Below are 24951 nucleotides of genomic sequence, written 5' to 3'. Positions count from 1 at the left end.
AACCGAGGAACAGCCCCTCGCCGGCACGTCCGGCGACCCAGCCTCGGACCCACGGATCTTCTCGCCCCGCGCACAGAAAGCTCGATGTTCCCATGGCTCTGCTCTTCGTCTTCGGTCTCCCCGCCCTCCTGTTCACCGCCATCGGACGGGCCGCAGCCCCCGCCGGCATCCGCGCCGAGGGCGCCCTGCGCCGCGCCGGCAGCGACCTCGCCCGCGGCCTCCGCGTGTGCGCCATGACCTCCCCGCAGTACCTGACCGGTGGGTCGCACGCCGGTCGCTGACCCCGGCGCTCCGGCGCCGACGACGACACCGGAGCAGCACCCCCGGCGGCCCGGCCTCTCGCGAGAGGCCGGGCCGCCGCGTGTTAACTTCTTGTTGCCATGACAAGATCGCACTTCGGACGACAGGCGTGTCTGTTGCCAACGGCCCTCCGGCAGGGTGTAGTGGTGAGATGCAGATCACACAAGCGGCACCCATGGCGACCGTGGCCGAGGACGTCGAATGGCTGGCGGCCATCGACAACGCCATCAACTCGGCGTTCGCCCCCATCACCGAGGTCTTCTCGACCATCGTCTTCGTCCCGATCACCGTCGCGGGCGTCAGCTTCCCGTTCGTCGTGGCCTGGCTCATCGCGGCCGGCGTGATCTTCACCGTCTACTTCGGCTTCATCCAGTTCCGCGGCCTCAAGGTCTCCTGGGACGTGGTCCGGGGCAAGTTCTCGTCCAAGGACGACCCCGGTGAGGTCCCCCACTTCCAGGCCCTGACCTCCGCGCTGTCCGGCACCGTGGGGCTGGGCAACATCGCCGGTGTCGGCGCGGCGATGGCCCTCGGCGGGCCGGGCGCCACCTTCTGGATGATCTGCGCCGGCCTGCTCGGCATGGCCACGAAGTTCGCGGAGTGCACGCTCGGCGTGAAGTACCGCGAGGTCCACGAGGACGGCACCGTCAGCGGCGGGCCCTTCCGGTACCTGCTCGTCGCCTACGGCAAGTTCGGCAGCGTCGTCGCCAAGATCTTCACCGGCATCTTCGCCGTCGCGATCCTCCTGTTCGGCGCGGCCGGCGGCAACATGTTCCAGGCCAACCAGACGTTCGCCCAGGCGCGCAACGTGACGGGCGGCCCCGACGGCTTCCTCGGCAGCGCCGGGGCGGCCCTCATCTTCGGGCTGATCCTCGCGGGCTGCGTGGGCCTGGTCATCATCGGCGGCATCAAGTCCATCGGCGCCACCACCAGCCGGCTGGTGCCGGCCATGGCCGCCGTCTACGTCACCGCGTGCCTGGTCGTCATCTTCGTCAACATCGGTCAGGTGCCTGCGGCGTTCGCCGCCATCATCGACGGCGCGTTCTCCCCGGAGGGCATGGCCGGCGGCGTCCTGGGCGTCATGATCGTGGGCTTCCAGCGCGCGGCGTTCTCCAACGAGGCAGGCCTCGGCTCCGCCCCGATCGCCCACTCGGCCGTCAAGACCCGCCGCCCCGTCAGCGAGGGGTTCGTGGCGATGTTCGAGCCCTTCGTGGACACCGTGATCATCTGCACCATGACCGCCCTCGCCATCGTCATCGCCAGCGCCCCCAGCCTGCAGGCCGGCATCGACCAGGTGCAGGCCGGTGGGGGCGCCCCCGACGGCGTCATCCTCACCTCGGACGCCTTCGCCACGGTCATCCCCTGGTTCCCGATCATCCTGGCGATCGCGGTGATCCTGTTCGCCTTCTCCACCCTGATCACCTGGTTCTACTACGGCCTCAAGGCGTGGGAGTTCCTGTTCGGGCGCAGCCGGCTCAGCGACAACATCTTCCGCGGCATCTACCTGTTCTTCACCGTGGCCGGCACCGTCCTGACCTTCAGCGAGGTCATCGCCTTCGCCGACGCGGCGCTGTTCGTCTGCGGATTCGTCAACCTGCTCGGCGTCTACCTGCTGCTGCCCGTCATCAAGAAGGAGATGAAGGAGTACCTCGCCGACCGCAAGAGCGGCACGCTGCACCTCCTCGGCAACGAGCCGTCGGACGGGTCCACCGCGGTCCGCCACGACGCCTGACCCTCGGCGCGTCCGCACGGCCGCACCGCACGGCCGACGCCCGGTACTCGTTCCGAGGGCCGGGCGTCGCCGTGCCCGGGGCCCGACCGGCTGCGCCTACTCGGTGCTCCCGGCGCCGTCGGCACCGGGCGCGCGCCGGGACTCGTGCCGGGACCTCCGCCAGGCGAGCACGCCCACGACCACCACGACCGCCCACGAGGCCGCGACCACCGCCAGGGCCGGCCACGACGGCCGGGACGTGAAGGCCCCCACCGCGGCGAAGCTCACCTGGCCCGGCATCCCGCCCAGCAGGGTGGCCCCGAGGTAGTCGCGCTGCGGGATGCGCACGAGCCCCGCCCCGTAGCTGAGGGTCCAGTTGGGCACGACCGGCCGGAGCACGAGCACCGTGAGGAAGCCCTTCCCGACGAGCTTGCGCTCCACCGCCTCGACGCGGCTGCCCGCGAGCCGGTACAGGGCGTCGCGGCCGAGGAACCGGGCGAGCCAGTACCCCAGCCAGGCCCCGGCGGTGGTGGCGACGACCCCGACCACGCTGCCCTGGGCCATGCCGAAGAGGAACCCCCCGGAGACGGCCATGATCGTCACCGGGATCGGTGTGGCCGCCACCAGGACGAACACCCCCGCGAAGACGAGGGGGCCCCAGGCGCCGAATTCCTCGACGAAGGCCCGCACCTGCTCCACGGTCGGCAGCTCGTGGCCGATGAGGTACCAGACGGCCACGCCCAGCAGCACCAGGAGCGCCCCGCCCTTGAGCGCGGTGACCCACGCCGGCCGCGTGCCGGGCTCGCGGGCCCCCGGCTCCGGCGCAGGTTCGGTGCTCACGTGCGCCACTGTACCGACCGCCGGCGCCGAGGACCGGTGTGCCGGTCCCCCGCCGGGCTCGGATAGTCTGCCCGCATGACCCAGGACGCCGCGACCCGCACCACTGCACTGACCCGGCGGCTGACCGCGCCCAACCCGGGGCCCATGACCCTGGACGGCACCAACTCGTGGCTGATCGGGGCGCCGGGGCAGCAGGACGTCGTCGTCGTGGACCCGGGTCCGGCCGACCGCGGCCACCTCGCCGCCCTGGCCGCGGCGGGGCGGACCGTGCTGACGCTGGTCACGCACCGCCACGCCGACCACACCGAGGCCGTCGACGACTTCCACGCGCTCACCGGCGCGCCCGTGCGCGCCTTCCTGCCGGAGTTCTGCCGCGACGCCGCCCCGCTGGCGGACCGCGAGACGATCGAGGCCGCCGGGTGCCGGATCCGGGTGCTGCACACCCCCGGGCACACCTCCGACTCCGTGAGCTTCCACCTGCCCGACGACACGCCGGCCCCGGGCGGGGACGCCGTGGCCGCGGCGCGCGCCACGGGCTCGGTGCTCACCGGAGACACGGTCCTGGGCCGGGGGACCACGATGCTCGACCACCCGGACGGGAGCCTGGGCGACTACCTGCGCTCGCTGCAGCGCCTGGCGGTGCTGGGCGACGCCCTGGTGCTGCCGGCGCACGCGGACGTGCGGGAGGACGTCGAGTCGGTGTGCGAGGAGCTCCTCGAGCACCGCATGGAGCGTCTCGCCGAAGTCCGGGAAGCCCTGCGGAGCCTGGGCCGCGCGGCGACCCTCGAGGCCATCACGGCCCGGATCTACGCCGACGTCCCGGCGCACGTGCTGCCCGCCGCCCGCAGCTCGGTGGGCGCGCAGCTGGCCTACCTCGGCTTCTGAGCCCTGTCCGCGGACCCGGGCGGGCTCGCAGCCCCTTCGGCGGCCGGGAGGGGCCGAAGCCTTTCGGTGCCCGGGCGGGGCCGCAGCCCCTCGGCGCCCAGGCGAGGCTGTAGCCCCTCGGCACCCGGGCCGGGGCCGCCTCCCCGGCGCCGGACCCGGCCCGGCTCGTCAGCGCAGGGGCGCGAGGGCCTCCCCCGCGACGCCGGCCTCGCCGTAGGTCGGCTCCCGGCGCTTGAGCCAGCCGATCACGGCGTAGGTCACCGGCATGACGAGCACCTCGACCAGGACCTTGTACACGTAGCCCACCACCACGTAGTTGAGGAAGTCCCCCGCCGTGGTGATGCCGATGACCGGGGCCGCCACGGTGCAGAAGACCACGGTGTCCACGAGCTCGCCCACCAGGGTCGAGCCGATGAGCCGCGCCCACAGGTGCTTCTCCCGGGTGCGGGCCTTGATCCGGACCATCACGAAGGCGTTGAGCAGCTGCCCCGCGAGGTAGCCCAGCAGGGATCCCGCCACGATGAGCGGGACCGGGCCGAGGACGGCCTCGAAGGCGGCCTGGCCGTCGTAGAACTCCGCCGGCGGCAGGGCGATGACGAGCCAGAACACGACCGAGGAGAACAGCCCCGCGGCGAACGAGGTGACGATGGCCCGGCGGGCGGAGCGGAAGCCGTAGACCTCCGCCACGACGTCGCCGAGGACGTAGGCGAGGGGGAAGAGGAAGAACCCCCCGTCGGTGATGACGGGGCCGAAGGCGACCCCCTTGGTCGCGGCGACGTTGGAGAGCACCAGGATCACGCAGTACGCCGCCACGACGAGGTCGAAGTGCGTGCGGGGGCGGCGGGCGAACCCGGCGGGGGCCGGGCCGGAGGAGGAGGAGGAGGACACGGTCGGTCACCAATCTGTATTGACGCGGCGCCGGCCCGCGCGGGCGGACGCCGTGGTTCGATCTGTGCGGTGTGCTGGACGGACGCGGGGCCCCGCCTGCCACCCGGGAGCCCCTTCCCCGCCGCCGCGGGCCCCGGGCGGGGACCCGCGGACCGGCCGGAGACCGTCCGACAGTCTAGCCCCGGCGGTTGGCCCCGGCCCCGGACGGGGGCGCACAATGGCTCCCATGACCGACACCAGCACCGTTCCCACGCCCGCCGCCGCGGACCGCGCCGCCCAGCCGCCCGTGGCCCTGACGATCGCCGGCTCCGAGGCCACCGGTGGCGCCGGCGCCCAGGCCGACCTCAAGACCTTCCAGGAGCTCGGGGTCTTCGGCTCCCTCGCCCTCACCTGCATCGTCTCCTTCGACCCGGCCGAGGACTGGGGGCACCGCCTGTTCCCCGTGCCGCAGGACGTGCTGCGCGAGCAGCTCGAGGCGATCACGGCCGCCCACGAGCTCGACGCCGTCAAGATCGGCATGCTGGGCAGCCCCGAGACCATCGCCACCACGGCCGAGGTCCTCACCGCACTGGCGCCGCGGCACCTGGTCCTCGACCCGGTGCTCATCTGCAAGGGCCAGGAGCCGGGCGCGGCCCTGGACACGGACGAGGCGCTGAAGGCGAAGGTCCTGCCGCTGGCCACGTTCGTGACCCCGAACCACTTCGAGTCCCTCTCCCTGTCCGGCATGGACGAGATCAGCACCGTCGAGCACCTCGTGGAGGCCGCGCGGCGGATCCACGAGACGTCCGGTGCCGTGGTCCTCGCCAAGGGCGGGGTCCGACTCGCCGGCCCCGACGCCGTCGACGTCTTCTACGACGGGACCACCCTCGAGGTGCTCTCGGAGCCCAAGGTCGGCGAGGTCCCCGTGGCCGGGGCGGGCTGCACGCTCGCGGCCGCGGTCGCCGCGGAGCTGGCGAAGGGGGCCGAGCCCCTCGACGCGGCCCGCGCCGCGAAGGCCTTCGTCTCCGCGGGCATCCGGCGCCGGCTCAGCTCGCGCGCCCCGTTCGACTCCCTCTGGCAGGGCGGCTCGGCCGCCGAGCGGTGAGCGGGTGAGGGCCCGGACGCCCGCCGGCCGGTCCGGCGGGCGTCCGGCCCGCGAGGCCGTGGAGCACAGTTCTGCTGAGGGTTTCCTGGACGTTTCCCCAGATCTTCTGCGCGGAGGAGCCGAATTCCCGGAAACGGTGGTGTCATAGTCAGACATACCGTCACCAAGGCTCAGCACAGTGTGCATAATTTGGTGACACGCACAGATAAGGTGTCATCATGCCTCGTATTTCTGCGGCCACCAATGCCGCGCAGCGGGAGAACACCAAACGAGCGATCCTCGACTCCTTCGGCCAGCTGCTCTACCAGCAGGGCCTCACCGGACTGACCATGACGCACGTGGCCAAGAACGCCGGCGTGGGCCGCACCGCGGTCTACAACTACTTCGCGGACATGGGCGAGCTGCTCGTGGCCTACGCCCTGGACGAGACCGAGCGGTTCATGACCGATCTGCGCCGCGACCTCGAGGGCGTCGCCAACCCGGTCGACCGGCTCGCCGTCTACATCCGTGCCCAGATCGAGGACCTCACGAGGCGCCACCTGCCCCCGGGTCCCACCATGCGCACCGTCCTCTCCCCGGAGGACTACCAGAAGCTGGGCGAGCACGTGGGCGAGCTGCAGGGCCTGCTCGCCGCGATCCTGCGGGACGCGATCGGCCAGTCCTACCTGCCGCAGGGCGACATCTCGGAGCTCGCCGCCCTGGTCCACGGCTCTCTGACCGCCGCGGCGGACCGCGGGCAGAACTCCGACCAGGACCGCGCGGCGCGGGAGCAGCACATCCGCTCCACCGTCCGCTTCATCCAGCAGGGCCTGGGGGCGCAGTTCGACGCCGAGGGCCACCCCGTGCCGCTCGCCCCCGAACGGCCTCCGCTCAGCGCCGCGTCCTGACCGCGCCCCGCTCCGCACGCGCACCCGGTGCGGGGCCGAGCTCCAGCACGCGCGCGTGCATCACCGTGCGGTGGTGCAGCGCGGTGCGCAGCGCCCGGTGCAGCCCGTCCTCCAGGTAGAGGTGGCCGTCCCACCGCACCACGTGCGGGAAGAGGTCGCCGTAGAACGTGGAGTCCGCGTCCAGCAGGCTGGCCAGGTCGAGGGTGGTCTTCGTGGTGATCAGCTGGTCCAGGCGGACCCGGCGCGGCGGGACGCCGGACCAGTCCGTCGGCGTGACCAGACCGTGGTCCGGGTACGGACGCGAGTCGCCCACGGACTTGAAGATCATGCGTTCATCCTAGGGGCGGGCCCCGCGGCGCACGGGGAGCCACTGCCCGGCGCGCTGCCGGTGGCCAGTGCACCCTCGCCCCCGGCGGCGCACGGGCCGCCGGGGGCGCTGCCGGTTCCGGCGAGGGGTCCGCAGGGACCGCCGGCGCCCCCGGGGGCCGGCTCCGGCGTCAGCTCCGGGTCACGGTGACGGCCCGGGTGGTGGCGTTCCACTCGATCCGGCCGCCGGTGTAGTTCTGGGCCATGCCGCTCGAGGTGCTGAACTCGTCGGTGGTCGGGTAGCCCAGGCCCCGCTCGTGGCCCAGGGCCGCCCACTTCCGCCCGATGGCCCCGTACTCCTTGATCGCGTTCGAGCCGGTGCGCGAGGACCACATGATCTTGGTCCGCTTCCCGGACGCGTCGAAGACCTGGTAGGCACCGCCGTCGGCGGTCCGCTTCTCGTTGGTCCGCGGCGGACCGTAGCTGCCCGCGTAGCCGTCGGCCGCGAACTTCCGGCCGATCGACCCGCCGTAGTCGACCATCCGGGTCCCGGTGGCCTTGGACCAGTAGAGGGCCTTGTCCCGGCCGTCGGCACCCGCGAAGCGCTGGTAGACGGAGCCGTGCCCGGAGGCGTACTCCGCGCTGACCGGCGTGGCCCACGCGGTGCCGCCCAGCGCCGCCCACGTGCGCCCGATCGCGCCGGTGAGCTGGTAGCCGTTGACGACGTCGTTGCCGGTGGGCGAGACGGTCCCGGGCGCCGGGGCCGCGCCGGTGCCGGAGTAGAGACGGTCGACGTCGTCACCGACCAGGTCGGCCAGGTCGTAGTTGGTGTGGTGCAGCCCGGCCATCACCACGCGGTCGGCCTTCGCGAAGCCGGCGTTCCGGTAGGCGGCCGCACCCTTGCCGGCCGCGTCCAGCGCGGACCAGTTGGACGGCTGGGTGGCGCCGTAGCTGTCGAGGGAGCCGACGTACCAGGTCGGGTCCGTGGCCCGGAGCGCGGCGTCGGGGGTGCTCTCGAGCCGGCCGTTGTAGACGCCGCCGCCGCCGATCAGCGTCGACCCGCCGCCCCGGATCCAGCCGGCGCGGTCGGAGAGCACCTCGGTGGAGATGAACTCCGCGCCGCCGGAGTACCCGGCCAGGTGGATGCGGGTCGTGTCGACACGCTGCTCGGAGACGACTCTGGCCGCCAGGGCGCGGAACCAGTCACCGACCGCCTCGCTGTTCGAGGTCCAGGACCGGTTGGCGGGGGCGACCGGCACCACGAGGATCATGTTCTTGGCAGCGGCCCGGGCGGCCATGGTCCTGAGCATCGAGGCGGTGGGGCGCTGGGCGTAGTACTGCCCGTCGCCGTCGAAGTAGAAGACCACGCCGACAGCCTCGGACCGGTCGACGCCGGCGTCGTAGAGGTGGTACTGCGAGGAGACGCCGGCGGCGGTGTGGACCGTGTTGGTCGTCGAGGCGTGGGCCGGGGCGGTCGCCCCGACCATCGTGCCGGCGAGCATCGCGCCGGCCAGGAGAGCGGCGGGCAGGGCGGTCGAGGGCATGGGGAACGAAGGCAGCTTCAAGGAGGACCTCTTGGGGGGATAGAGGACGGGGGAGAGCAGCCGGGGGGCAGCTGCGGGTGCGGCGGAACAGCCCGTTCCGTCACATCAGCAGGATATTGCATTAGCGAACGCGGGTGGTGGAGCGACGCAACGTTACGATGTGGTCCTGATCCGTCGTCACCCCCGGAGAGACCACCCCCATGACCCTTCGCCCCCTGGCGCTGGCCGCCCTCCTGATCCTCGCCCCCGCACCGGGTGCGGCCCACGCCGCCGAGACCCCGCCGCCTCCCGCACCGGCCGCCGGGTCCCCCGCCGAGGAGCCCCTGCCCGAGCCTGCGCCGGACAGGGGACCGGCCGGCCCGGCCGACCCCCTGCCGGACCCCGGCCCGGCCGAGCCCCCCGCTTCCGCACCCGAGGGCACTCCGGCGCCCGAAGCCGGCGGCACACCGGCGGACGACCGCCCCTCCCCCGGCACCGAGGGGTCCGAGCCTCCGGAGAACGGCGCGGACCGCGCCGGGAAGGGTCCGGCCGGCCAGGACCGCACCGGGGAGCTCGGCGCCGAGGAGGTCCCGGCGGAGGCGGGCGCCGGGACCCCGGCGGACCGGAGCGCGCACGCGGCGGAGCCCCCCGCCATGGAGCAGGCCTCCCTCGTCGGACCCGGTGCCGCCGCGGTCCACCGTCCCGGCTCCGGAGCCCTGCTCCAGCACGCCCCCGGAGCCCGAGGGCAGCTGCTGCCCGGACAGCAGCAGGTGAGCCCCGGGACGCTCACGCGCATCTCGCTGGGGACCGTGACCCGGGTCCCCGCCCAGGACGCGTCCGCGGGCTCCGCCGCCACCGGGTGGGTCGTGGGGCTCTCGGCGGCCGGCGTCGCGGCAGTCGCCGCCGCCCTGGTCCGCCGATCCCGGGGACGCCGCGCCCGCTCCTGAGGGCCCGCCGGGGCGCACGTCCCGAGGGCGCACGAGAAAGAGCCCCGCACCGGGAGGATCTCCCGGTGCGGGGCTCTTTCTGCAAGTGCGGAGGATGGGGGATTTGAACCCCCGAGGGCGTGAACCCAACACGCGTTCCAGGCGTGCGCCATAGGCCGCTAGGCGAATCCTCCAGGCATGCACGTCACGGCGGCCTGACGGCGCCGGAACATGCGGGGTCCAGCATAACCGAAGCTCCGGGCAATGCCGAATCCGCGGATCCGCCCGCCGGGTTTCGACCCGCCCCGCCGCATCCGCTAGACTCTCTGACAGCCCCTCGCGTGGCGTCATCCTGTTGAACTCCCCCAGGACCGGAAGGTAGCAAGGGTAAATGGGCTCTGGCGGGTGCGCGAGGGGTCTTCTCGTCCCCGCGGCGGCCCGCGTCCCCAGCGCCGATCCGCCCGGTCCGCCTGTCGGATTCCGTCGCTAAGGTGTCATCTGTGACTACCGCCCTGTACCGCCGCTACCGCCCGGAGACCTTCGAGGACGTCATCGGCCAGGAGCACGTGACCGAGCCGCTGATGACGGCGCTGCGCAAGGACAGGGTCAGCCACGCCTACCTCTTCTCCGGCCCGCGCGGCTGCGGCAAGACCACCTCCGCCCGCATCCTGGCCCGCTGCCTCAACTGCGCGGAGGGCCCCACCGCGACCCCCTGCGGCCGCTGCGACAGCTGCCGCGACCTGGCCCGGGACGGCGCCGGGTCCCTCGACGTGATCGAGATGGACGCGGCCAGTCACGGCGGCGTGGACCACGCCCGCGACCTGCGCGAGCGCGCCACGTTCGCCCCCGTCCGGGACCGGTACAAGATCTTCATCATCGACGAGGCGCACATGGTCACGCGCGAGGGCTTCAACGCCCTGCTCAAGATCGTGGAGGAGCCGCCGGAGCACATCAAGTTCATCTTCGCGACCACCGAGCCGAGCAAGGTGCTCACGACCATCCGGTCCCGCACCCACCACTACCCCTTCCGCCTGGTCCCCACCGAGCCGCTCATGCACTACCTCGAGCAGCTCTGCGCGGAGGAGCACGTGCAGGTGGCCCCGGGCGTGCTCTCCCTGGTGGTCCGCGCCGGCGCCGGCTCCGTCCGCGACACCCTCTCCGTGCTCGACCAGCTGATGGCCGGCTCCGACGAGCGCGGCATCGGCTACGACCTCGCCGTGGCCCTGCTGGGCTACACGCACGGCGCCCTGCTCGACGACGTGGTCGACGCCTTCGCGTCCGGGGACGGCGCCACGGTTTTCCGCGCGGTGGACCGCGTGGTCCAGACGGGTCAGGACCCGCGCCGCTTCGTGGAGGACCTCCTCGAGCGGTTCCGGGACCTGATCATCGTCAACGCGGTCCCCGAGTCGGCGGGCAACATCCTGCACGGCATGCCCCAGGACCAGATCGCCCGGCTGCGCAACCAGGCGTCCCAGCTCGGGGCGGCGGAGCTCTCCCGCGCCGCGGACATCACGAACACGGCCCTCACCGAGATGACCGGGGCCACCTCGCCCCAGCTGCACCTCGAGCTGCTGTGCGCGCGCATCCTCCTGCCCTCCTCGGAGGACACCACGCGCGGGGTCACAGCCCGCGTGGACCGGTTGGAGCGGCGCCTGAGCATCGGCCGGGGCTCCACTGCGGCCGCCGGCCAGGAGGAGGCCGCCGGTCCGGCCCAGTCCCCCGAGGCCCCTGCGGCGGCGACCGCTCCTGCCGCCCCGACCGAGGACCGGACCGCCCCGGGCCCCGGGCCCGCGGCCGCCCCCGCACCGCAGCGGCCGGGCCCGGCCGCGCCCGGCGCGGAGGCGCAGCAGACGCCCCCACGGGAGACCGACCCGCGGGAGACGGCCGCGCCGGGCACCGGGCCGGCCCGGGCGCCCGGCGACCGCCCGTCCGCCCGGGAGGGCTACGGGCAGGACCGGCCCGGGGAGCAGGATCCGTCCGCCGGACGGGACCAGCCCGCCGAACGGCAGCGGCCCCCGGCCGCCGAGCAGCCGTCCGGCCAGGACACGCCCCGGGCGGGCGAGCCCGGCGGCAACGAGATCGACCTGCTGCGTGCCTCCTGGCCGGAGATCGTCAACGCGCTCGCCGACATCCGCCGGGTCGCCTGGTTCACGGTCCAGCGGGGGACGCCGCAGTCCTTCGACGGCAAGGTGCTGCGCATCATGTTCGACGCCGAGGGCGACCTCATGAACTTCCCCCGGTTCGAGGACGACCTGCGCCAGGCGGTGCAGCAGATCCTCGGCATCGACTGCCGCGCGGAGGCCGTTCCCCCGGGCGGCGGCGGGCACGGCCGGGGCGGCGGCGGGGGAACGCCGCGCGGCCCCGAGCCGTCGACGCGCCCGTCCGGGCACCGGGACGAGCCCCGAGCCGGGGGACCGCACCCGGAGCAGCGCGCGGCCGGGCCCGGGGTCCCGGGCGGCCCGGAAGGGCGTCCCGCCGGGCAGGACCGGCCGGGCCGTCCGCACGGCCAGGTCCGGCCCGAGGGCCAGCGCGGCCAGGACCGACCGCAGGGCCCGCGTGACCAGGACCGGCCCGAGAATTCGCGCGGCCGGGCGGAGCGACCGGTTCCGTCCCGGGCACCGGGCACGCCACCGGCCGGCGCGCCCGCGCCGGAACCGGCCGCGGACGCAGGGCCCCGGGACGGGGCCGACGGCGGGCAGGACCCGTGGGACGCGCACGGGGTGCCCGCCACGGACGCTCCCCCGGAGTGGACCGACCCCGCCTGGGCGCAGGAGCCCGTGCACAGCTGGTCCGTGGCCGCAATTCCTCAGGGGGGTGCCGCGCCCGAGGACCCTGCCGGCCCCGCCTCCCGCGCACCGGCGCAGCCCGCCGACCGGTCCCCGGAGCAGGCACCGGAGCAGCCGGCCGGCCGGTCGGCGCGGCAGGCCGGACCGCAGCCGGTGCCGGGCCTGGTACCCGGCCCCGAGTCGGCCGGGAGCCCGGCCCGGACCGCCGACCGTGCGGACCCTACGGTCCGGACCGGGACCCCGGGGGCCCGGGACCGGGACGTCCCCCCGTCCGACGACGACGTCCCGCCGCCGGAGGAGCCACCCCATCCGGAGGAGCCTCCCTACCCCGACGAGCCCCCCTACCCCGACGACCCGGACGCGGCGCCCCCCGAGCAGTGGCGGCCCGCGGCCCCCGCACCGCGGAGCCCGGACGCCGGACGCGGCCCCGGTGGTCGGTCCGGGAACGGACACGGGAACGCGTCCAGGAGCACCGCCGCAGCTCCCGCCGCCCGCCCGACGGCGCAGCCCGACGAGCCCCGGAACCCACCGGGCGCCACGCCCCCGGTCCCGGCTCCGGCACCGGGTGCGGCACCGGCTTCGGCGCTGGCTTCGGCGCCGGCCGCCGCTCCTGCCGCCCCGCGGCAGGCTCCCCCGGCGCCCGCTCCGGACGGCGCCGACCGGAGCGCGCGGCTGAGCTTCCGGGAGCGCCACGCCGCCGCCATCGCCGCCGGACGGCAGGCACCCGGGGCCGCCGCGGCGCCGCCGGACGGCGGCGTAGAATGGGACGACTCCTTCGTGCCCAGCTCGGACGACGAGGCGCTCGAGGACTCCACCCTCTACGGCCGCGCCGCGATCGAGCGGATCCTCGGGGGCATGCTGATCGAGGAGCGGGACCTCCACGCCGGGGAGTGAGCTGGGGAGCGAGCCGGGGCGCCCACGCACCGGCACCCCGGTGACGCCGTGGCCGAGGACGAGCAGGAGGGCCGCGCACCGGCCCGGAAATCGAGGGAAACGTGTACGAAGGCGCCGTTCAGGAACTGATCGACGAGCTGGGCCGGTTGCCCGGCGTCGGACCGAAGTCCGCGCAGCGGATCGCGTTCCACCTCCTCGACGCCGACAAGGAGGAGGTCCGCCGGCTGGCCGACGCCATGACGGCGGTCAAGGACAAGGTGAAGTTCTGCCGGATCTGTGGCAACGTCTCCGAGCTCGACGAGTGCGCCATCTGCCGTGACGCCCGCCGGGACGACAGCGTGATCTGCGTGGTCGAGGAGTCCAAGGACGTCATGGCCATCGAGCGCACCCGCAGCTTCCGCGGGCGCTACCACGTCCTGGGCGGGGCCATCAGCCCCATCCAGGGCATCGGCCCGGACCAGCTGCGCATCCGGGAGCTCATGACCCGGCTCTCCGGCGACACCGTGCAGGAGGTCGTGCTCGCGACCGACCCGAACCTGGAGGGCGAGGCGACCGCCACCTACCTCTCCCGCATGCTGAAGACCCTGGGGATCCGCGTGACCCGCCTGGCCTCCGGGCTGCCCGTGGGCGGCGACCTCGAGTACGCCGACGAGGTGACCCTGGGCCGGGCGTTCGAGGGCCGGACGGTCGTCGCCTGACCCGCCGCGCTACGATGTCCTGGTGCCCTGCCGCGGGGAGCGGGCGCACGGACCGGGGCCGACCGCCGGTGCCCGGCCACCCTCGACCACAGGAGTTGAACCCATGAGCCTGATCGTGCAGAAGTTCGGTGGATCCTCCGTCGCGGACGCCGACGGCATCCGCCGCGTTGCACGGCGGATCGTGGAGACGCGCAACCGGGGCCACGACGTCGTCGTCGTCGTCTCCGCGATGGGCGACACCACGGACGAGCTCCTCGACCTCGCCCACGAGGTCACCCGCAAGCCCCCGGCCCGTGAGCTCGACATGCTGCTCACCGCCGGCGAGCGCATCTCGATGGCGCTGCTGGCCATGGCGGTCTCCGGGATGGGCGCTCCTGCCCAGTCCTTCACCGGTTCCCAGGCCGGGATGGTCACGGACGGCGCCCACGGCGCGGCCCTGCTCGTGGAGGTGAACCCGCAGCGGGTGCGCGAGTCCCTCGACCAGGGCAACATCGCGATCATCGCCGGGTTCCAGGGCGTGCACCGCTCGACCAAGGACATCACCACCCTGGGCCGCGGCGGCTCGGACACCACCGCCGTGGCGCTGGCCGCCGCCCTCGACGCCGACGTCTGCGAGATCTACTCCGACGTCGACGGCGTGTTCACCGCCGACCCGCGCATCGCGCCCCGGGCGCGCAAGCTGGACGTGGTCAGCAGCGAGGAGATGCTCGAGCTCGCCGCCAACGGCGCGAAGATCCTGCACCTGCGCTGCGTCGAGTACGCCCGCCGCTTCGGCGTGAAGCTGCACGTCCGTTCGTCCTTCACCCAGAACGAGGGCACCTGGGTCATCCCGGGCCCCGAAGACGCCGCCACCTCCCCGAAGGAGATCCCGTTGGAACAGCCGCTCATCGCCGGTATCGCCCACGACCGCAGCCAGGCGAAGGTCACCGTCGTCGGGGTGCCGGACAAGCCGGGCATCGCCGCCCGCATCTTCCGGCTGCTCGCCGAGGCCAAGGTCAACGTGGACATGATCGTGCAGAACATCTCCACCGGCGACAACCCCCTGACGGACCTCTCCTTCACGGTGGACGAGTCCCAGGGCGACCTCGCCATGAGCCTGCTGCGCGCCGCCGAGGAGAAGATCGGCTACGCGGGCCTGGAGTACGACGACCAGGTCGGCAAGCTGTCGCTCGTGGGCGCCGGCATGAAGTCGAACCCGGGGGTGACGTTCACGTTCTTCGAGGCGCTCGCGTCCGCGGACATCAACATCGACATGATCTCCACCTCCGAGGTGCGGATCTCGGTGGTCACGGCCGCCGACCGGCTCGACGAGGCCGTGCGCGTGGTGCACAGCGCCTTCGACCTGGACACCGACGAGGAGGCCACGGTCTACGCAGGAACCGGTCGCTGATCCGCGTGCCCCGCTCCACCGGCCCGACGACGGGGCGGGTCCCGTGACCCGCCCCGTCGTCGTCCTGCCCCGCGAGGAGTGGGAGCCGCGGGCGCACGCCCACGAGCGGCGCGCGGCGCGCTACGCCGACCCCTTCGTGGCCCGCCGCCACCGCGGGCAGAAGCACCCGGTCGAGGACTTCCTGTTCACCTACTACACGCTCAAGCCCGCGCAGCTGAAGCGCTGGCACCCCGGGGCGGGCACCGTGCTGCTGGACGCCGCCGAGCGGGCCGGGGAGAAGTTCTACCGGCCGCTCACCGGCCCCGAGCTCGCGGACCGGGGGCTCTCCCCCCGGGACGGGGCCGTGGCCGTCGACGACGACGCCTTCCGCGACCGGCGGGCCCCCGCGGTCGACTTCGCCCGGTCGGTGCTGGGCGCCCACGCGGTCAACCCGGGCTTCTTCGGCTGCTTCGGCCTCCACGAGTGGGCGATGGCGTACCGGTCGGAGGACAACGACATCCGGCACGAGCAACTGGAGCTGCGGCTCGGGGCCGCGGGCACGGACGCCGTGGTGGAGTCCGCCAGGATCCGGTGCACCCACTTCGACGCATTCCGGTTCTTCCAGCCCCAGGCCGTGCCGCTCAACGAGCTGCGGCCCACCCGGGAGTCCCAGCGCCGGATGGAGCAGCCGGGCTGCCTGCACGCCACCATGGACCTCTACAAGTGGGCGTACAAGCTGGTCCCGGCGATCCCGTCCGAGCTGCTGATGGACTGCTTCGAGCTCGCGTGGGACGTCCGGGCCACGGACATGGCGGCCGCGCCCTACGACCTCGCCGGCTGGGGCTACGAGCCCGTGCGGATCGAGACCCCGGAGGGCAAGGCCGAGTACGTGCGCCGGCAGCGGGAGTTCGCCCGCCGCGCGGAGCCGCTGCGCCGGCGGCTCGGCGCGGCGCTCGAGGTCCTCGACCCGGCCCGCGCCACCGAGGGCGCCGCGGCGTGAGCGCCCCCGGGGAGCCCGCGGGGGGCTGGGAGCGGATCGTGGCGGCCGCCGCCGTGCCGGCGCCGCTCGACTTCGTGACGGTGCCCTCCAGCACGGGGCAGGTGCTCGTCACCCGTGACGCCGGGGGCGTCCTGCACGTACTGCGCAACACGTGCCCGCACCAACAGGCCACCGTGTGCCGGGAGCCCGCCGGGCGCGCCGGGACGTTCGAGTGCCCCAACCACTTCTGGGTGTTCGCCCCGGACGGGCGCTTCGTGGGGTCCCGGCTGGCCCTCGCCGCCGGCCGGGAGGCACCACCGGATCCCGCCAAGGACCTCCCGGCGGCGGCGGTCGACGTGGTCGACGGCTGGGTCGTGGCCCGCTTCGACTGATCGCGGCTCAGTCGGCCGCGGCGGCACCGTCGTCGTCGCGCCGCCGCCCCGCGCGCCAGACCTCGACGTCCGCGCGCCGGATCCGGCGGTGGCTGCCCCGGTACTGCACCGGCAGGACACCCTCCGTGGTGAGATTGCGCAGATGGGTGGCCGAGATCCCGGCGAGCGCGGCCGCCTGCGAGGTGGTGAGCAGGTCCTCCGGGGAGCGGGCGGAGTCCTCGCCCTGGCGCGCGAGCCACGCCTGGACGTCCGCGCGCCGGATCCGGCGGTGGCTGCCCCGGTACTGCACCGGCAGGACGCCCTCGGAGGTGAGGTTGCGCAGATAGGTGGCCGAGATCCCGGCGAGCGCGGCCGCCTGCGAGGTGGTCAGCAGCTCCTCGGCGCCGCTCGGCGGCCCGGCGGCGGAGGTCACCGCGGCGGACGTGACGGTGACTGCCTCCCCGCGGGTCAGCCGGGCCAGGAGGTCCACGACGGCGTCGCGCGCCCCCTCCGGCAGGCGCAGGGAGGTGCCGTCCACGAAGACCGTCACGTCCCGGGACTCGAGGGCTTCCGCCAGGCGCTCGGCCTCCCGGCCGCTGAGCCCGGGGGTGGTGGTCGGAGGGTGCTGAGTCATGGGCCCATTGTCCCAGCACCGCGCTCCGGACCGCGGCACGCGCTCCGGGTGCCGGGGTCACGAGCTCCCGGTGGGGCAGACAACGGGCGGTGCGGCTCCTACCCTGGAGGGACCGGAACGATCAGTGAACTGACGGACCACGTCCGGCGGACAGGAGGACCGAGATGACCACGGTGCGAGAGATCATGACCCCGGGCGCGGAGTGCGTCGGCGAGAACGAGACGCTCGAGGACGCGGCCCGGAAGATGAAGGACCTCGACGTGGGCGCCCTGCCGATCTGCGGGGAGCACGAGCGACTGATGGGCGTGCTCACCGACCGCGACATCGTGGTGCGGTGCCTGGCGATCGGCACCGACCCCCGGCAGGTCAAGGCGGGCCAGCTCGCCGAGGGCAAGCCCGTCACCGTCGGCGCGGACGACAGCGTGGAGGAGGCCGTCCGGACGATGACCGACCACCAGGTGCGCCGCCTGCCCGTGATCGACGGGCACGACCTCGTCGGGATGGTCAGCCAGGCCGACATCGCCAGGAGCATGCCCGAGGACCGTGTGGGCGAGCTCGTGGAGCTCATCTCGTTCGGCAAGTACTGACCGGGCCCTGCGAGCAGCGCCCGGGGCGGTCCTCCGGCCGCCCCGGGCACCGGGGTCACAGGATCGGCTTGCCGCCGGTGACGGCGACCCGCGAGCCGGAGATGTAGCTGCCGTCGTCGGAGGCCAGCAGCACGTAGACGGGCGCGAGCTCGGCCGGCTGACCGGCGCGGCCCAGCGGGACGTCGTCGCCGAAGGACCCCACCTTCTCCGCGGGCATGGTGGACGGGATCAGCGGCGTCCAGATGGGTCCCGGCGCCACGCTGTTGACCCGGATGCCCTTCTCCCCCAGCATCTGCGCGAGCCCGGCGGAGAAGTTCGCGACCGCGGCCTTCGTGGCGGCATAGGGCGCCAGCTGCGGGGACGGCTGGTCGGACTGCACCGAGGAGCTGCCGATGATCGCCGACCCCGGGGCCATGTGCGGCACCGCGGCCTTGGTGAGGTGGAACATGGCGCCGACGTTGAGCCGGAACGTGTAGTCCCACTCCTCGTCGCTGATCTCGTCGAGGCTGTCGTGGCTCATCTGGTAGGCGGCGTTGGAGACGAGCACGTCGATCCGGCCGAACTCCTGCACGGCCTTCTCGACGACGGCCCGGCAGTGGGCCGGGTCCGAGAGGTCGCCGCGGACCAGGACGGCCCGGCGACCGGCCTCCTCGATCCAGCGGGCGGTGTCCTGCGCGTCGTCGTCCTCCTCGAGGTAGGCGATCAGGACGTCGGCGCCCTCCCGGGCGTAGGCGATCGCGGCGGCGCGGCCGATGCCGCTGTCCCCGCCGGTCACGATCGCGGCCCTGCCCTCGAGCTTGCCGGAGCCACGGTAGCTGTGCTCGCCGCAGTCCGGGACGGGGGTCATCGCGGCCTGGACGCCGGGGGCCTCCTGCTGCTGTTCTGGCTGGCTCATGGCGTGGTCCTTCCGTGGTCTGGGGCGTCCGGACGGTGCGCGCACCGCCCACCGGACACCTCCGATGATCAGCACGCTGTTCACTTTAGGCGGCCACGCCGGTTCTGTCGCGCCCCCTCTCGGCCCCGACGCCACCGGGACGGGCCGGGCTCAGCCGGCCCCGTCCCGCCAGCGGAGGACGGCCAGCCAGAGCAGCACCCCGGCCAGGCCCATCGTCCCGGGCACGAGCACGGGGGACGGCCCGACCGCCCCGCTGGTCGCCGCCCACAGCTGGGCGGCGCCCGACATCGACTCCCAGACCCCGGCGTACCGCGGGTCCGCCGGCCCGGCCCGCAGGTTCGCCAGGACGTGCTCGTAGACGCCGTAGGCGCTGCCGAGCACGGAGAGGACCGCGGCGATCCGCACGGTGCGGGCCGTCCCGGCGCTGCGCCGCACCAGCCACGCCGCGGCCCCGAGCAGCAGCACGGCCAGGACCGCCCACGGGACCAGCTGCGCGGGCCCCTGCCAGTGCCGCAGCATCGCCAGCTCGGTCAGCGCACCGAGGACCGTGCCGATCCCCAGCAGCGTCAGGACCCGGCGGTAGACCGGCACCAGCCGTGCGTCGTCGGCGCCGGCCGCTGCGGCCCCCGGTGCGGTGCTCATGGCACCAGGGTCTACCGGACCCGCCTTGGAGATTTCCGGGAGACCGCCGCCGGGGCTCTCCTCCTCGCCCCGGGCCGCCGCGGACGGGCGGCGGTGACCCCTACCACACCGGGGGCCGCCCACCCCGGCGCGGCGGGACCGGCGTGCCCGAACCGATAGAATGGCTGACGTTCGCCGGATCCCGGCCCGCTGCTCGACCCTCAGGAGTTCCCCGATGGCCCGCATTGTTGTCGACGTCATGCCCAAGCCCGAGATCCTTGACCCGCAGGGCAAGGCGATCGCCAACGAACTGCCCCGCATCGGCCTGGACGGCTTCGCCGGTGTCCGGCAGGGCAAGCGCTTCGAGCTGACCGTCGACGGCGAGGTCACCGAGGACGCACTGGCCCAGGCCCGCGAGGCCGCCGAGAAGCTGCTCTCCAACCCCGTCATCGAGGACGTCGTGCGCGTGGCCGTCCTGGACGAGACCGAGGAGGCCTGAGCATGCCCGACCTCGAGACCCCCCTGATCGCGGACCTCTCCGGCCCCGCGCCGGACGCCGCGCTCGCCGGCGCCCGCGTCGGCGTGGTGACCTTTCCCGGCACCCTCGACGACCGCGACGCGGCGCGCGCCGTGACCCTGGCCGGCGGCACCCCGGTGTCCCTCTGGTACGCCGACGAGGACCTGCAGGACGTCGACGCCGTGATCCTGCCCGGCGGCTTCTCCTACGGCGACTACCTGCGCGCCGGGGCCATCGCCCGGTTCGCCCCGCTCATGGACCGGATCATCGAGGGCGCGAACGCCGCGGGCACCTCCGGGTCCGTCCCCCTGCCGGTCCTCGGGATCTGCAACGGCTTCCAGATGCTCACCGAGTCCCACCTGCTGCCCGGGTCGATGATCAAGAACGAGGGCCTGAAGTTCCTCTGTCGAGACCAGCGCCTGCGCGTGGAGAACAACGCGACCGTGTGGACCACCGAGTTCCGGCCGGGCCAGGAGATCGTGGTCCCGCTCAAGAACCAGGACGGACAGTACGTGGCGGACGAGACGACCCTCGACGCCCTCGAGGCCGAGGGCCGCGTGGTGTTCCGCTACGTCGGGGACAACCCCAACGGCTCCCGCCGGGACATCGCCGGGATCTGCAACGGGCGCGGCAACGTGGTGGGCCTCATGCCGCACCCGGAGCACGCGGTGGAGCCGGGCTTCGGCGCGGACTCCTCGGCCTCCGGCGAGGTCGGCATGCGCGACGGCACGGACGGGCTGGACCTGTTCGTCTCCGCCCTCAAGGCACTGGTCAAGTAAGGGACACCGGACACTTCATGAGCGAGAAGCACTTCAACCTGGACACCGTCGAGCACGCGACGGCCACCCCCGACACCGAGCTGCCCTGGGCCGAGCTGGGCCTCAAGGACAACGAGTTCGAGGAGATCAAGAAGATCCTCGGCCGCCGGCCCACCGCCGCGGAGCTGGCGATGTACTCGGTCATGTGGTCCGAGCACTGCTCCTACAAGTCCTCCAAGGTCCACCTGCGCCAGTTCGGCGAGAAGGTCACCGAGGAGATGAAGAAGGACCTGCTGGTCGGCATCGGCGAGAACGCCGGCGTCACCGACCTCGGGGACGGCTGGGCCGTGACCTTCAAGATCGAGTCCCACAACCACCCGTCCTACGTGGAGCCCTACCAGGGCGCCGCCACGGGCGTGGGCGGGATCGTGCGCGACATCATCTCGATGGGCGCCCGGCCCGTGGCCGTCATGGACCCGCTGCGCTTCGGGGCGATCGACCACCCGGACACCGCCCGCGTGGTCCACGGCGTAGTGGCGGGCGTGGGCGGCTACGGCAACTCCCTGGGCCTGCCCAACGTGGGCGGGGAGGTCGTCTTCGACTCCTGCTACCAGGGCAACCCGCTCGTCAACGCGCTCGCCGTGGGCGTGATGCGCCACGAGGACATCCGCCTGGCCAACGCCTCCGGCGTGGGCAACAAGGTGGTGCTGTTCGGCGCCCGCACCGGCGGCGACGGCATCGGCGGCGCCTCCGTGCTCGCCTCGGAGTCCTTCGACGACGCCAAGCCGTCCAAGCGGCCGGCCGTGCAGGTGGGCGACCCGTTCGCGGAGAAGGTGCTCATCGAGTGCTGCCTCGAGCTGTTCAAGGGCTCCCTCGTGGAGGGCATCCAGGACCTGGGGGCGGCGGGCATCTCGTGCGCCACCTCGGAGCTGGCCTCCAACGGCGAGGGCGGCATGCACGTGGACCTCACCCAGGTGCTCCTGCGGGACCCGACCCTGACGCCGGGCGAGATCCTCATGTCGGAGTCGCAGGAGCGCATGATGGCGGTCGTGACCCCCGAGAGGGTCGCCGCGTTCGAAGCCGTGATGGAGAAGTGGGACGTCGAGTTCTCGTGGATCGGCGAGGTCACCGGCACCGGCCGGCTCGTGATCGAGTGGGACGACGAGGTCATCGTCGACGTCGACCCCCGCACGGTCGCCCACGAGGGCCCCGTCTACGACCGCCCCTATCACCGTCCCGCGGACCAGGACCGGCTCCAGGCCGACCGCTTCGCCGGCTCCCCGGCCGACGCCGGGCGGCCCTCCGGGGCGGAGCTGCGCAACGCCGTCCTCGAGCTCATGGCCTCCCCGAACCTGTGCGCCAAGGACTGGGTGACCGACCAGTACGACCGTTACGTGCAGGGCAACACCGCGATGGCCATGCCCGACGACGCCGGGGTGGTCCGCGTGGACGAGGAGACCGGCCTGGGCGTGGCCCTGTCCACCGACTGCAACGGCCGCTACGCCTACCTCGACCCGTACGCCGGCGCGCAGCTGGCCCTGGCCGAGGCCTACCGCAACGTGGCGACCTCCGGCGCCCGGCCCGCGGCCGTCTCCGACTGCCTCAACTTCGGCTCCCCCGAGGACCCGGAGACCATGTGGCAGTTCGCCGAGGCCGTGCGCGGGCTCGCCGACGGCTGCCAGCAGCTGGGGGTGCCCGTGACGGGCGGCAACGTGTCCCTCTACAACCAGACCGGCGGCGTGGCCATCCACCCGACGCCCGTGGTGGCGATGCTGGGCGTGCTCGACGACGTCCGGCGCCGCACGCCGTCGGGCTGGCGCGAGGACGGCCAGGCGATCTACCTGCTCGGGACCACCCGGGACGAGCTCGACGGCTCCGAGTGGGCGAACCTGCGCGGGCACCTGGGCGGGCTCCCCCCGGCCGTGGACCTCGCCCAGGAGAAGCTGCTCGGGGACCTGCTGATCAACATGTCCCGCGACGGCATGATCGACGCCGCGCACGACGTCGCGGAGGGCGGCCTCGCCGCGACCCTCGCCGAGATGGCGCTGCGCTTCGACACCGGCGCGCGCATCGGGCTGGGCGAGGTCTGCGAGCGGGACGGCGTGGACCTGTTCACCATGCTCTTCTCCGAGACCCAGGGACGGGCCGTGGTGGCCGTGCCGCGCAGCGAGGAAGTACGGTTCAAGGACATGTGCACCATGCGCGCCTATCCGCACACGCGGATCGGCGTGGTGGACACCGAGAACCGCGCGCTGGACGTGCAGAGCGAGTTCGGCATCGGCCTGGACGAGCTCCGCGCAGCGCACGAGGGCACGCTGCCGAAGCACTTCGGCTGATCCGCCGGGGGCGGCACGGAGCCGCCCCCGGCACCCCGCTCCACCGGACCCCGTCCGTCCACCGCCGGCACCCGCGCCACCCGCGCACGCAGAAAGCAGCACCAGCATGACTGAGGACCTCGAGGCCCTGCGCCCCGCACCCGTCCTGGAGACGGCACGACTCCTGCTCCGTCCCTTCACCGCCGAGGAGCTCGACGCCGTGGCCGCCGGCGAGCGGGCGGCCCACTTCGCCCACGGCTTCCCGACCGCCGAGGACATGGACTTCGCCCGCGAGTCCCTGATGGCCGGGGGCTACTTCTTCACGGAGTCCGTGTACGCGCGGATGGCCGTCGTGGAGAAGTCGACCGGGGAGGTCATCGGCACGGCCGGCTTCGTCGGTCCTCCGATCGACGACGAGCTCGAGATCGTGGGCTCCCTCGCCGCGGACCACCGCAACCTCGGCTACGCGCAGGAGGGCGTCACCGCGCTGCTCGGCGTCGCCTTTGGGGACCCCTCCGTCACGGGGGTGCGCGCCAGCGTGCCCGGCGACAACGCCCCGGCCGAGCAGGTGCTCGTCGCCGCGGGCTTCGTGCACCGGGAGACCCCCGGCCCGGAGACCGACTACTTCCTGTCCCGCCCCGCGTAGACCGCGCCGCCGCGCGCGGCGGCGACCCCCCCGACCGACGAGGTGACCCCGGCCGTGTACCCGTTCAACAGCGTCGCGAACCTCCTCCCGGAGCCCGCGACGCTCGTGGTCCTGGTGCTCGGCCTGCTCATCAACGTGGTGGCCCTGGGCTGGATCCCGCACAACCGGCGGCCCTCCGTGGCCCTGGCCTGGCTGCTCGCGATCTTCCTGCTGCCGTACGTGGGGGTCCTGCTGTTCCTGGCCATCGGCTCCTCGAAGCTGCCGAAGAAGCGGATGGCCATGCAGGCGAAGATGAACGACGTCATCCGCGAGAACACCCCGGACTCCCACATCATGGGCAACACGGACGAGGAGCTGCCCGAGTGGGTCAGCTCCACCGCGGCGCTGAACTACAAGCTCGGCGCCCTGCCCATGGTCGGCGGCAACTCCTTCGAGATCCTCACCGACAACCACGAGGCGATGCGGATCATGGCGGAGGCGGTGGACCGGGCCCGGGACTACGTGCACTTCGAGTTCTACATCGTGGCCATCGACGACGCCTCGCGCCCCCTGCTGGAGGCCCTGGTGCGGGCCCACCGGCGGGGTGTGCGGGTGCGGGTGCTCATCGACCACCTCGGCTCCGTGGGCTACCCCGGGTACCGGCAGATGATCAAGCGCTTCGACGAGGCCGGGCTGCCGTGGCAGCGCATGCTGCCCGTGCGCCCGTGGAAGGGCGAGTGGCAGCGGCCCGACCTGCGCAACCACCGCAAGATCCTCGTGGTCGACGGGACCCTCGCCTTCACCGGCTCGCAGAACATCATCCACCGCTCCTACAACAAGCGCCGGAACCTCCGGAAGGGGCTCCAGTGGAAGGACCTGATGCTCGAGTGCACCGGCCCGGTGGTCGCCGAGCTCAATGCCCTCTTCACGAGCGACTGGTACTCCGAGACGGGCGACCTCCTGCTCGACGAGGCCACCCGCGACCTCCCGGACGTGCAGGGACCGGTCTTCGCGCAGGTCGTGCCCTCCGGGCCCGGGTTCGAGACGGAGAACAACCTCCGCCTGTTCAACCACCTGATCTACAACGCCAACGAGCAGATCATCATCGCCAGCCCGTACTTCGTCCCGGACGAGTCGCTGATGCACGCGCTGACCACCGAGGCCCAGTCCGGGGTGGACGTGCAGCTGTTCGTGGGCGAGACCTCGGACCACTTCCTCGCCTACCACGCCCAGAACTCCTACTACCAGGAGCTCGTGGAGGCCGGCGTGAAGATCTACCGGTACCGCTCCCCCACCGTGCTGCACGCCAAGTTCGTGCTCGTGGACGACTACGCCTCCGTGATCGGCTCCTCCAACATGGACGAGCGCTCGTTCGCCCTCGACCTCGAGGTCTCGGTGTACATCGCGGACCGGGAGTTCCGGCGGCGGATGGACGCGGTGGTCGCCGAGTTCCACGAGGCCAGCACCCTGCTGGACTTCGACGAGTGGAACCGCCGGCCGCTGTGGCACAAGTACGCCGACAACGTGGCCCGGCTGACCTCGGCCCTGCTCTGAT

General features: G+C 73.4%; 24 protein-coding genes, 1 tRNA gene and 1 other RNA gene. 18 read left to right on the top strand and 8 right to left on the bottom strand.

The window, feature by feature from the left end:
- Positions 1-92: 92 nt before the first annotated feature.
- Together AVL61_RS08280 and AVL61_RS08275 are read left to right on the top strand one after the other, a co-directional pair.
- Positions 93-281: a hypothetical protein gene (locus AVL61_RS08280; protein WP_058873885.1), complete on the top strand. Its 189-nt coding sequence runs from the start codon at positions 93-95 to the stop codon at positions 279-281.
- Between the two features lie 170 nt (positions 282-451).
- On the top strand, positions 452-2029 hold the full coding sequence (locus AVL61_RS08275; protein WP_058873884.1) for an alanine/glycine:cation symporter family protein: 1578 nt from the start codon (positions 452-454) through the stop codon (positions 2027-2029).
- 96 nt (positions 2030-2125) lie between these two features.
- Here the strand turns inward: AVL61_RS08275 and AVL61_RS08270 are convergent, their stop codons facing one another.
- The gene (locus tag AVL61_RS08270; protein WP_157571347.1) at positions 2126-2848 is read right to left on the bottom strand and encodes a TVP38/TMEM64 family protein; all 723 of its coding nucleotides are present in this window, start codon (positions 2846-2848) and stop codon (positions 2126-2128) included.
- Positions 2849-2923: 75 nt separating this feature from the next.
- Between AVL61_RS08270 and AVL61_RS08265 the strand changes: the two genes are divergently transcribed.
- Positions 2924-3733, top strand: coding sequence for an MBL fold metallo-hydrolase (locus tag AVL61_RS08265; RefSeq protein ID WP_058873882.1), 810 nt, complete (start codon positions 2924-2926; stop codon positions 3731-3733).
- Positions 3734-3901: 168 nt separating this feature from the next.
- On the opposite strand, the gene AVL61_RS08260 is transcribed toward AVL61_RS08265, so the two are convergent.
- On the bottom strand, positions 3902-4621 hold the full coding sequence (locus tag AVL61_RS08260) for a queuosine precursor transporter (protein ID WP_058873881.1): 720 nt from the start codon (positions 4619-4621) through the stop codon (positions 3902-3904).
- A 226-nt stretch (positions 4622-4847) separates the two neighbouring features.
- Between AVL61_RS08260 and AVL61_RS08255 the strand changes: the two genes are divergently transcribed.
- Positions 4848-5705 (top strand): hydroxymethylpyrimidine/phosphomethylpyrimidine kinase, encoded by an 858-nt coding sequence (locus AVL61_RS08255; RefSeq protein WP_058873880.1) that lies wholly within the window; start codon positions 4848-4850, stop codon positions 5703-5705.
- Between the two features lie 218 nt (positions 5706-5923).
- Positions 5924-6592 carry a TetR/AcrR family transcriptional regulator gene (locus tag AVL61_RS08250; protein WP_058873879.1) on the top strand — a complete coding sequence of 223 codons (669 nt, stop codon included), beginning with the start codon at positions 5924-5926 and terminating at the stop codon, positions 6590-6592.
- Here AVL61_RS08250 and AVL61_RS08245 read toward each other — a convergent pair.
- Both AVL61_RS08245 and AVL61_RS08240 read right to left on the bottom strand, forming a co-directional pair.
- Positions 6576-6920: a type II toxin-antitoxin system VapB family antitoxin gene (locus AVL61_RS08245; RefSeq protein WP_058873878.1), complete on the bottom strand. Its 345-nt coding sequence runs from the start codon at positions 6918-6920 to the stop codon at positions 6576-6578. The two genes, AVL61_RS08250 and AVL61_RS08245, sit on opposite strands and share 17 nt — an antisense overlap.
- A 169-nt stretch (positions 6921-7089) precedes the next feature.
- A complete protein-coding gene (locus tag AVL61_RS08240) occupies positions 7090-8463 on the bottom strand; it encodes a hypothetical protein (protein ID WP_157571346.1) in 1374 nt (457 codons plus the stop codon).
- Positions 8464-8642: 179 nt separating this feature from the next.
- Here AVL61_RS08240 and AVL61_RS17835 point away from each other — a divergent pair, with 179 nt between their 5' ends.
- A complete protein-coding gene (locus AVL61_RS17835; protein WP_058873876.1) occupies positions 8643-9368 on the top strand; it encodes a hypothetical protein in 726 nt (241 codons plus the stop codon).
- An 88-nt stretch (positions 9369-9456) separates the two neighbouring features.
- On the opposite strand, the gene AVL61_RS08230 is transcribed toward AVL61_RS17835, so the two are convergent.
- Positions 9457-9541: transfer RNA gene (locus AVL61_RS08230), tRNA-Ser, on the bottom strand.
- 134 nt (positions 9542-9675) lie between these two features.
- Here AVL61_RS08230 and ffs point away from each other — a divergent pair.
- From ffs to AVL61_RS08205, 6 genes are all read left to right on the top strand, one after another.
- Positions 9676-9772, top strand: an RNA gene (ffs, locus tag AVL61_RS17375) — signal recognition particle sRNA small type.
- A 75-nt stretch (positions 9773-9847) separates the two neighbouring features.
- On the top strand, positions 9848-13027 hold the full coding sequence (locus tag AVL61_RS08225) for a DNA polymerase III subunit gamma and tau (RefSeq protein WP_058873875.1): 3180 nt from the start codon (positions 9848-9850) through the stop codon (positions 13025-13027).
- A gap of 101 nt (positions 13028-13128) precedes the next feature.
- Positions 13129-13725, top strand: a complete 597-nt coding sequence (gene recR, locus AVL61_RS08220; protein ID WP_058873874.1) for a recombination mediator RecR — start codon at positions 13129-13131, stop codon at positions 13723-13725.
- Positions 13726-13828: 103 nt separating this feature from the next.
- A complete protein-coding gene (locus tag AVL61_RS08215; RefSeq protein WP_058873873.1) occupies positions 13829-15115 on the top strand; it encodes an aspartate kinase in 1287 nt (428 codons plus the stop codon).
- 43 nt (positions 15116-15158) lie between these two features.
- Complete coding sequence (locus AVL61_RS08210; RefSeq protein WP_058873872.1) at positions 15159-16094, top strand: hypothetical protein; 936 nt, start codon at positions 15159-15161, stop codon at positions 16092-16094.
- Positions 16091-16465 (top strand): Rieske 2Fe-2S domain-containing protein, encoded by a 375-nt coding sequence (locus AVL61_RS08205; protein WP_058873871.1) that lies wholly within the window; start codon positions 16091-16093, stop codon positions 16463-16465. Before AVL61_RS08210 ends, AVL61_RS08205 begins: the two co-directional genes overlap by 4 nt.
- Positions 16466-16472: 7 nt before the next feature.
- Here the strand turns inward: AVL61_RS08205 and AVL61_RS18715 are convergent, their stop codons facing one another.
- Positions 16473-17078: a helix-turn-helix domain-containing protein gene (locus AVL61_RS18715; RefSeq protein WP_197412669.1), complete on the bottom strand. Its 606-nt coding sequence runs from the start codon at positions 17076-17078 to the stop codon at positions 16473-16475.
- 164 nt (positions 17079-17242) lie between these two features.
- Here AVL61_RS18715 and AVL61_RS08195 point away from each other — a divergent pair, with 164 nt between their 5' ends.
- Positions 17243-17665 carry a CBS domain-containing protein gene (locus tag AVL61_RS08195; protein ID WP_058873870.1) on the top strand — a complete coding sequence of 141 codons (423 nt, stop codon included), beginning with the start codon at positions 17243-17245 and terminating at the stop codon, positions 17663-17665.
- A gap of 55 nt (positions 17666-17720) precedes the next feature.
- Here the strand turns inward: AVL61_RS08195 and AVL61_RS08190 are convergent, their stop codons facing one another.
- Entirely contained in the window at positions 17721-18560 is an 840-nt protein-coding gene (locus AVL61_RS08190; RefSeq protein ID WP_058873869.1) for an SDR family oxidoreductase, read from the bottom strand.
- A 150-nt stretch (positions 18561-18710) separates the two neighbouring features.
- Complete coding sequence (locus AVL61_RS08185) at positions 18711-19202, bottom strand: hypothetical protein (RefSeq protein WP_058873868.1); 492 nt, start codon at positions 19200-19202, stop codon at positions 18711-18713.
- 214 nt (positions 19203-19416) lie between these two features.
- Between AVL61_RS08185 and purS the strand changes: the two genes are divergently transcribed.
- The 5 genes from purS (at position 19417) to cls (ending at position 24950) form a co-directional block, all read left to right on the top strand.
- On the top strand, positions 19417-19680 hold the full coding sequence (gene purS / locus AVL61_RS08180; protein WP_058873867.1) for a phosphoribosylformylglycinamidine synthase subunit PurS: 264 nt from the start codon (positions 19417-19419) through the stop codon (positions 19678-19680).
- Positions 19681-19682: 2 nt separating this feature from the next.
- Complete coding sequence (gene purQ / locus AVL61_RS08175; protein ID WP_058873866.1) at positions 19683-20477, top strand: phosphoribosylformylglycinamidine synthase subunit PurQ; 795 nt, start codon at positions 19683-19685, stop codon at positions 20475-20477.
- Between the two features lie 17 nt (positions 20478-20494).
- Positions 20495-22792, top strand: a complete 2298-nt coding sequence (gene purL, locus AVL61_RS08170) for a phosphoribosylformylglycinamidine synthase subunit PurL (RefSeq protein ID WP_058873865.1) — start codon at positions 20495-20497, stop codon at positions 22790-22792.
- Positions 22793-22898: 106 nt separating this feature from the next.
- The gene (locus tag AVL61_RS08165; protein WP_058873864.1) at positions 22899-23417 is read left to right on the top strand and encodes a GNAT family N-acetyltransferase; all 519 of its coding nucleotides are present in this window, start codon (positions 22899-22901) and stop codon (positions 23415-23417) included.
- Positions 23418-23471: 54 nt separating this feature from the next.
- On the top strand, positions 23472-24950 hold the full coding sequence (gene cls, locus AVL61_RS08160) for a cardiolipin synthase (protein ID WP_231738328.1): 1479 nt from the start codon (positions 23472-23474) through the stop codon (positions 24948-24950).
- The last annotated feature ends 1 nt before the right edge of the window (position 24951 follow it).

Origin of the sequence: Kocuria rosea subsp. polaris (genome assembly GCF_001483755.1) — a bacterium.
Classification (GTDB): domain Bacteria; phylum Actinomycetota; class Actinomycetes; order Actinomycetales; family Micrococcaceae; genus Kocuria; species Kocuria cellulosilytica.
Note: the sequence above shows the minus strand (reverse complement) of the source record. Positions and strands in the feature narration are given on the sequence as shown.

What these genes read in the sequence shown, in the direction of transcription:
- AVL61_RS08280 (WP_058873885.1), top strand. Translation starts at nt 93, where the DNA reads ATGGCTCTGCTCTTCGTCTTCGGTCTCCCCGCCCTCCTGTTCACCGCC.
- AVL61_RS08275 (WP_058873884.1), top strand. Translation starts at nt 452, where the DNA reads ATGCAGATCACACAAGCGGCACCCATGGCGACCGTGGCCGAGGACGTC.
- AVL61_RS08265 (WP_058873882.1), top strand. Translation starts at nt 2,924, where the DNA reads ATGACCCAGGACGCCGCGACCCGCACCACTGCACTGACCCGGCGGCTG.
- AVL61_RS08255 (WP_058873880.1), top strand. Translation starts at nt 4,848, where the DNA reads ATGACCGACACCAGCACCGTTCCCACGCCCGCCGCCGCGGACCGCGCC.
- AVL61_RS08250 (WP_058873879.1), top strand. Translation starts at nt 5,924, where the DNA reads ATGCCTCGTATTTCTGCGGCCACCAATGCCGCGCAGCGGGAGAACACC.
- AVL61_RS08245 (WP_058873878.1), bottom strand. Translation starts at nt 6,920, where the DNA reads ATGATCTTCAAGTCCGTGGGCGACTCGCGTCCGTACCCGGACCACGGT.
- AVL61_RS17835 (WP_058873876.1), top strand. Translation starts at nt 8,643, where the DNA reads ATGACCCTTCGCCCCCTGGCGCTGGCCGCCCTCCTGATCCTCGCCCCC.
- AVL61_RS08215 (WP_058873873.1), top strand. Translation starts at nt 13,829, where the DNA reads ATGAGCCTGATCGTGCAGAAGTTCGGTGGATCCTCCGTCGCGGACGCC.
- AVL61_RS18715 (WP_197412669.1), bottom strand. Translation starts at nt 17,078, where the DNA reads ATGACTCAGCACCCTCCGACCACCACCCCCGGGCTCAGCGGCCGGGAG.
- AVL61_RS08195 (WP_058873870.1), top strand. Translation starts at nt 17,243, where the DNA reads ATGACCACGGTGCGAGAGATCATGACCCCGGGCGCGGAGTGCGTCGGC.
- AVL61_RS08190 (WP_058873869.1), bottom strand. Translation starts at nt 18,560, where the DNA reads ATGAGCCAGCCAGAACAGCAGCAGGAGGCCCCCGGCGTCCAGGCCGCG.
- AVL61_RS08185 (WP_058873868.1), bottom strand. Translation starts at nt 19,202, where the DNA reads ATGAGCACCGCACCGGGGGCCGCAGCGGCCGGCGCCGACGACGCACGG.
- purS (WP_058873867.1), top strand. Translation starts at nt 19,417, where the DNA reads ATGGCCCGCATTGTTGTCGACGTCATGCCCAAGCCCGAGATCCTTGAC.
- purQ (WP_058873866.1), top strand. Translation starts at nt 19,683, where the DNA reads ATGCCCGACCTCGAGACCCCCCTGATCGCGGACCTCTCCGGCCCCGCG.
- purL (WP_058873865.1), top strand. Translation starts at nt 20,495, where the DNA reads ATGAGCGAGAAGCACTTCAACCTGGACACCGTCGAGCACGCGACGGCC.
- AVL61_RS08165 (WP_058873864.1), top strand. Translation starts at nt 22,899, where the DNA reads ATGACTGAGGACCTCGAGGCCCTGCGCCCCGCACCCGTCCTGGAGACG.